Genomic DNA, 6406 nt, shown 5'->3' on the forward strand with positions numbered 1-6406 from the left:
TGGAGAGAATCTCAATGAGCGACTGGTGGATTCTTGGTGTTGGAGGGCTAGGCTCTGGATTACTCGCAGGAATATTAGGTATTGGTGGTGGAACAGTTTTAGTACCTATCTTAGTTTCCCTCGGTTATTCACCTGTTGAGTCAGTGGCAACTAGTATCCTGGCCATTGTCATGACATCCGTTTCTGGCACTATCCAAAATTGGCGTATGGGTTATGTGGATTTTAAACGGGTTATATGGTTAGGATTGCCGTCTTTAATCACTGCTCAATGGGGTGCAAATCTAGCTAGTACCATACCTGCCTATTTGCTCTTAGGAGCTTTTGGGGTTTTATTACTAGCAAATATCTGGTTGATGATACTGCGTCAAAAGTTGATGGCAAACCAGAATGGCCGTGAAGAGTACAGCATTAATCCCACCCTCGCTCGTTTGGGAACAGGTGGAATGGCCGGTTTACTAGCAGGTTTGTTTGGTGTTGGTGGTGGTGTGATCATGGTTCCTTTACAAATGCTGCTGTTAGGAGAAAAGATTAAAGTTGCCATTCAAACTAGTCTTGGTGTCATCGTGATTACATCCATTTCTGCCTGTATTGGCCATGCACAAAGAGGAAATCTCTTATTTTGGGAAGGTATTATTTTGGGAACAGGAGGTTTGCTCGGTGCTCAGTTTAGTACCCGCTATCTGCCCAAACTACCTAATCAAGTGGTTAATGTTAGCTTTCGTACTATGTTAGTAATTCTGGCAATTTACTTCTTCTGGCGGGCTGGTCATAGTTATCAGTTAATGATTTACCCGATGGGAAAATAGCTAACTGGGCGAGGAACTTCAGACTTGTCGATTAAGGAAATAACGCCAGATTAACAGTGAACGGTAATGGTACTTTTGAATCTTCCGATGAATTAATTTGGATTTTTTATACTGTTAGTACCCTTGAGGTTACTGTGCTACAAACTTCGGAGGTTTTATTCACTTTCCTTTAAAAGTAAGGTCGTTTGTAAGCATAGGCGCTACGCGCCTATGCTTACTCGCCTTTTTCCGAAGACTCTTGTATTATTCAAGGCCGATTATACTGGACTTGAGGTATCATTAATTCTTCATAATTTATCATTAATCCTTGGTAATTAATTGTTCTTCTATAGCTTTCCAAGGATTCCCTAAAAGCCAAGACAACAGCCCAGTAATAAATGCGATCGCAAACCATATCCATGACTGATATATGATAATAACCACAGACAGGATAGCAATCAGCAACAAGGCTACTTGCACTACCAGGGAAATCAACTTCTGGCGACTACCATCACCCTTTTGAATCCCTGATGATTGGCTAATCTGTTGCCACCAATAAAATAGTTGTAAGGATTTATTCAAGACTTGATAGATCAAACTACTACCGAAGCCTGGAGTGCGATCGCCTAATACAGTGATCAGCATATCTCGCACAATCAGGGCAGCTCGGGTAGCGAGATTTGTTAGGATAGTAGTGGGAATATCCTTTGACAATGTCTCTGAACCCACCTGGTAATGGTTGAGAAAGAACGTTTCTTTACCCTGGGGTAAGGAGTCTATGCCTTTCCTAGCTAATTCCTGAGCTGCTAGTAGACTAATCGTTTCACTAAAACTACCCTGAACTAGACTATACTGCGGTTTGGTGGTTAGACTTGTGGTTAGATTTGTGGTTTGAGTATCGTTAGGAGCAGCAGGTTGAACTCGCTGTTGACTCCACTCTAGTTGTTCAAAAATTTCATCTTCAATCACATTCTGTAGGTCAGTTCTGAGAATATCACGATGTCCTTCTAGCACTAAATCATCCAGTATTGTTTTGAGATCAGCTTCAGAAAGATCTGGATTAGGAATCGCGAGCTTACGTAGATGACCTTTAATTTTATCCTGGTGATCAGCGGTAGCGTTAGGGAAAGATTCTTGAATTAAAAAATCTAAGTACTTTTCTTTAAACTGATCAAATTCTTCTCCCGCTTCAGGAATATTATATTCTTGAGCTTGTCGTTTCAAAAACTTAGGAAACTTAGCAATCGCCTCAGGAGTAAGTAACGCTTCCACTATCCGGTTTAATCCGTCTAAGCGCCCCCACATAATATCATTGGAACGCCAAGACTTCTTAAAGAAACCGCCAAATGCATTTAAGGTATTTCCTGCCAGTTTACTATCTAATTTTTGCCCTTTACCAAAACCCAGCTGAGCATCATCTGGACTAATCCGAATCGTCTCGATCAGGTCTTTTTCCTCAATTTCAGATAGATACTCAAAGGGATACAGAACTTTATCGAGTTCTCGAAATCGTTTAAAACGAGTCAAGAGTTCTTCAGACTGATTTACCCCACTTAGTTCAATGAATTTCTCTGAGGCTTCCTCTATCTTACACAAAACCGAGGAGTATTCGTTACCATTATTTTCATTATCGTTATTTTTAAATTTTTCAGCAAGCCATATTTTTTGAAGTTTATTTTGTTCTTGTTCTACTTGATTAATTTTTTGGTTCAATTGTTCAAAAATGCTGGAAATTAGCGGCTGGGGCAACCAGTCAATGGTGGTTTTTCCAACTGTTTGGGTTTCAGAGTTAGCGGCTAATTGTTCTGCTGCTTCTGGTAATTTTTGCAAGAAATAGGCTGGGACTTTCTCTAAATAGGATTGCTGATAGTTTTGTGGGACAAATTCTGCTAGCCCCTCAGCATCGAGCAAGAAACGGTATAACCGAATTAGACGGTTGTAAATCTCACTACGCAGTTGATTATCTAGAAACTCTGAACTTTGATTAGTTTGAAAGCATGATATCATATCATAGAAGGATTGACTAACCTGGGGATGATTCAACAGCTTAGTTAATGCCATCTTAAGGACTTCTAGGAGTTTAATGTGACGACCTAGCCTTAAGGCTAGGGATTGGAGCATTTTATACTCTGATAATGATTGCTCCTGATTCATCAACTGACAAACTTTTTTAACGATATAGAAGTGCTTCCTTAAAGCATAGTCGATATCGAGATTGCTAATCTGTTGACTAGGGTCTTGGAGAATAATGTCGTTATTTTCCCGTTTTTCCGGTTCAGTAATGTGTTGGGTCAGTAGCTTAGCTATTTTATCTAAAAGGACTTGGTTGTTTAATATTTCTTGGTAAGATTTGGTGCTACTGACTTGAGACATTCTCAAGACTAGAGGTAATGTGCGATCGCGTAAGCTAATCATACGACTACGCCAATAAATTCCCGTCTCAACTGGAAGCCTTGTCTGTTGGGAGTTGTCAGCCTTAGCAAATAAGGGGGATTCCGCATCGGCTAGCAGAGAATGGTAGCGCTGGATTTTATGGTTACGGTCTTTGATTAACCCCAAATCATTACTAATACTTTCATAGGTCGGCATTCCTAACAACGACTCCTGGATTACCTCCCAGACATCAGGCTTTGGCATCTGATTAAACTTTTGGCTGCCAGCAAAATTATCTGGACTGGGATCGATATAAAATAACTTGCGCTCAACTGGATAATAGTCGGCACGATAATACATTTCTTTGATGGTATAACTAAAAGGCCGATTATCTAGCACCCCTCCATCCACAAAGTGCAATTGATACCCACCGGTTGGAGGGGTTTCCGGTAACTTGCGATTCTTAAGGATTCCCCATTCTACTAACTTGGTATCGACCTGATTGCTAGGATTATCTAACTCAACGGTAACTACAGGGAAAGCAACTGGAAAACACGATGTAATACGACACAGTTTTGCCAGAGCTTGATAGGTATCTTGAACCGTTGAATTGTTTGGGTTAAAATTGGGATTAAAGGGCTCTTTGCGACCTTGACGGTGCTTGAGATGAAAGATAGTGCGGTGGTCTTTAAGATCAATCACCCGTCCGGTATCATCAAAAACGGTATCAACCCGTCCTACAACATCAGTTCCTGTTACAAATAAATCTAATTCATTAAAGGAAGATACCCACTCGTCTGAGGGTGCTTTCTTTTTATTACTCTGCCCTTGTTCAAAGGCTTTAGCTAGTGCATCTTGATAGTAGCCCTTGCCATCTAAAATAGATTCCCCATCATTTTTCCCTTGAGTAATGCTAGGTTTATGCATGAGCTTGCGGATGTTGCCATTTTCCCGCCAAATTTGGGCAAAGTTTTCAAAATCGATAACTTCATCCTGACTACTATTGGTCAAAGCGTAGCTCAGCAGAACCCCATTAATCCCTCCCGCTGACGTGCCTGAGAGAATATCAACAATAATATCAGAATCAGTAAGAGCTTTAACTAGTTTATAGATACCTCGACCGCGAACAGCATTATAAAATTCGCGGCAAACACCGTTCATATAAATGGCTAGAGAGACTCCACCATAAACCACTAGTCCTAAGCGCAGTTCTCTGCTAAATTCTGGCTTGCGAAAGTTTTGGCTAGACATAATATGGCTCTCCAATTAGGGACGTTACCGTTAGTTACTGGCTAAATAGTAGTAAGGTGCTGCTGACACAAACTGCGGAAATCATCTCCCCGATGTTCAAAGCTTTGGTATTGGTCAAAGCTAGCACAGGCGGGAGAAAGCAGGACAACACCCGCATTATACTGTTGAGCTAGTTCTGCTGCTCTTGGTACTGCTTTCGCCATAGTTTCCACAATTTCGTAACTGGAATAGCTAGCTTCTTTAAGGCGTGCCGCAAAAGCAGGTGCTGCTTCACCAATGAGTAAGACAACTGCTGCTTTGAGTTTAATGGTCTCAATCCAACTGGTATCATCACCAGCTTTGGCTTCACCACCAGCAATTAGAATAGTGGGTGCAGCTACTGAGGCTAAACCGACTTGAGCCGCATCATAGTTGGTGGCTTTACTATCATTGATAAAGTCTATCCCCTGCCAGGTAATCACTTTTTCTAGGCGATGGGGTACACCAGGAAACTTGGCAATGGCGGATGCGATCGCATTTTTCTCAATTCCTGCCAATCGTGCTGTTGCCACTGCCATTAATAAATTTTGTCGATTGTGATCTCCGACCATCTGTAAGGATTTCACTGGCAAGATCGGTTCTGAGTCTGCTATCACCCAGTCATCTTGGATGTAGGCCCAAGGTTGAAAATTCCTGTCTCCCTGACCACCTGTGATACTGATCCAATAGGCATCGGGCCAATAGTTTACTCCCAAATTACCCAGGTAAGGGTCATCCCCATTGATAACTTGTAACTGGGAGCGACGGAGTAAAGATGCCTTGATGTCATAATAGTTTTCCAGGGTTTTGTGACGGCTGAGGTGGTCAGGGGTCAAGGTTGTCAAGACACCAATACGAGGAGCAAGGTCTTTGGAGGATTCGATTTGGTAACTACTTATTTCCCCAATTACCCAATCGATTGGGGATCTTTCCTGGGGTTTACCTGTGATTTCTGGTGCTAGGAGGAGTTCGCAAGCCGCATAACCAATGTTACCGCAGGCGGGGGCATGGAAACCAGCTTCTTGAAAAATAGCAGCAATCAGGGAGGTGGTAGTAGTTTTGCCGTTAGTACCAGTAACAGCTACCCATGGGGATTGGAGATAACGCCAAGCTAGTTCAATTTCCCCTATGGTGTCAATGCCTTGGGTCCTGGCTGTAACTAACACTGGTATATCCCAGGGCACACCAGGACTAACTACAATCAGCTGGGGTAAGTCTGAAGAGTCTAGACTTAGGGAATAACCCAGTTTAAGGTTAATTCCGTCTCTGGCAAGCTGTTGTTGTTGGTGTTGCCAGTCTTCTGGGGTATAACGTGCAGCGATCCGTTCAGGGCTAGCGGCATCGCTGAGAGTGACATCCCAACCTTCTTTTCTTAGGAGTCTTGCGGCTGCAAGACCTGAGCGTCCTAATCCAATAACATCAGCCTTAGGCATACTTTGATTGGTAGTGCATCTGATGGTTTGCCGTTCTAACTATAGCAGTTATAGCGATTTTGAATTGGGTAAGTTACTTACTTTTTGGGAGTAGGGAGTAGGGACTAGGGACTAGGGACAATAAATTTGACTTTACCTTATAAGTATTATCAACGCTATATCGATAAAAACTCTATACAAAAAAACTTCAATAAGTTGATAATTATTAGGAATTGCTAAGCTAAAACCTTGTTCCAAAAGAAGCGCAACGTAATTTACTGGAGTTATTCCAAAGAGGGATGTTCCAACCGCTTTCCGAACCCAATCGGGAGCACCAGTTTATTGAGAAGAACTTTGAAATAGAATTTTAGACAATCCATTATATCAAAGCTCAGCCAAGCTCAACAGATGCTGAGTTTAGCACTCCAAAAACTCCAGCAGCTTTAAGTCTGAGGGGAATATGGGGATTTCAGCTTGCCATATGAGCCGATAAATCTTAATATAAGTTAATGGGTAGTGCATCAAGGAAGTGTGGGAGTGGTAAGATGAATCTTGTCCAAAAATAGT

The 6406-nt window shown here is 42.0% G+C and carries 3 protein-coding genes; 1 reads left to right on the forward strand and 2 read right to left on the reverse strand.

The annotated features are described in order from the left end of the window. Positions 1-14 precede the first annotated feature (14 nt). Positions 15-806 carry a sulfite exporter TauE/SafE family protein gene (locus tag AC4II3_RS16745; RefSeq protein ID WP_488013579.1) on the forward strand — a complete coding sequence of 264 codons (792 nt, stop codon included), beginning with the start codon at positions 15-17 and terminating at the stop codon, positions 804-806. A 300-nt stretch (positions 807-1106) separates the two neighbouring features. Here AC4II3_RS16745 and AC4II3_RS16750 read toward each other — a convergent pair whose 3' ends face one another. Then, positions 1107-4409 carry a patatin-like protein gene (locus AC4II3_RS16750; RefSeq protein ID WP_488013581.1) on the reverse strand — a complete coding sequence of 1101 codons (3303 nt, stop codon included), beginning with the start codon at positions 4407-4409 and terminating at the stop codon, positions 1107-1109. Positions 4410-4450: 41 nt separating this feature from the next. Continuing rightward, positions 4451-5860, reverse strand: coding sequence for a UDP-N-acetylmuramoyl-L-alanine--D-glutamate ligase (gene murD, locus AC4II3_RS16755; RefSeq protein WP_488013583.1), 1410 nt, complete (start codon positions 5858-5860; stop codon positions 4451-4453). Positions 5861-6406 lie beyond the last annotated feature (546 nt).

The sequence above is a fragment of the Moorena sp. genome (assembly GCF_982860115.1).

Bases quoted from the DNA above. Each gene is read 5' to 3' on its own strand.
- murD (WP_488013583.1), bottom strand. From the start codon at position 5,860: ATGCCTAAGGCTGATGTTATTGGATTAGGACGCTCAGGTCTTGCAGCC.
- AC4II3_RS16750 (WP_488013581.1), bottom strand. From the start codon at position 4,409: ATGTCTAGCCAAAACTTTCGCAAGCCAGAATTTAGCAGAGAACTGCGC.
- AC4II3_RS16745 (WP_488013579.1), top strand. From the start codon at position 15: ATGAGCGACTGGTGGATTCTTGGTGTTGGAGGGCTAGGCTCTGGATTA.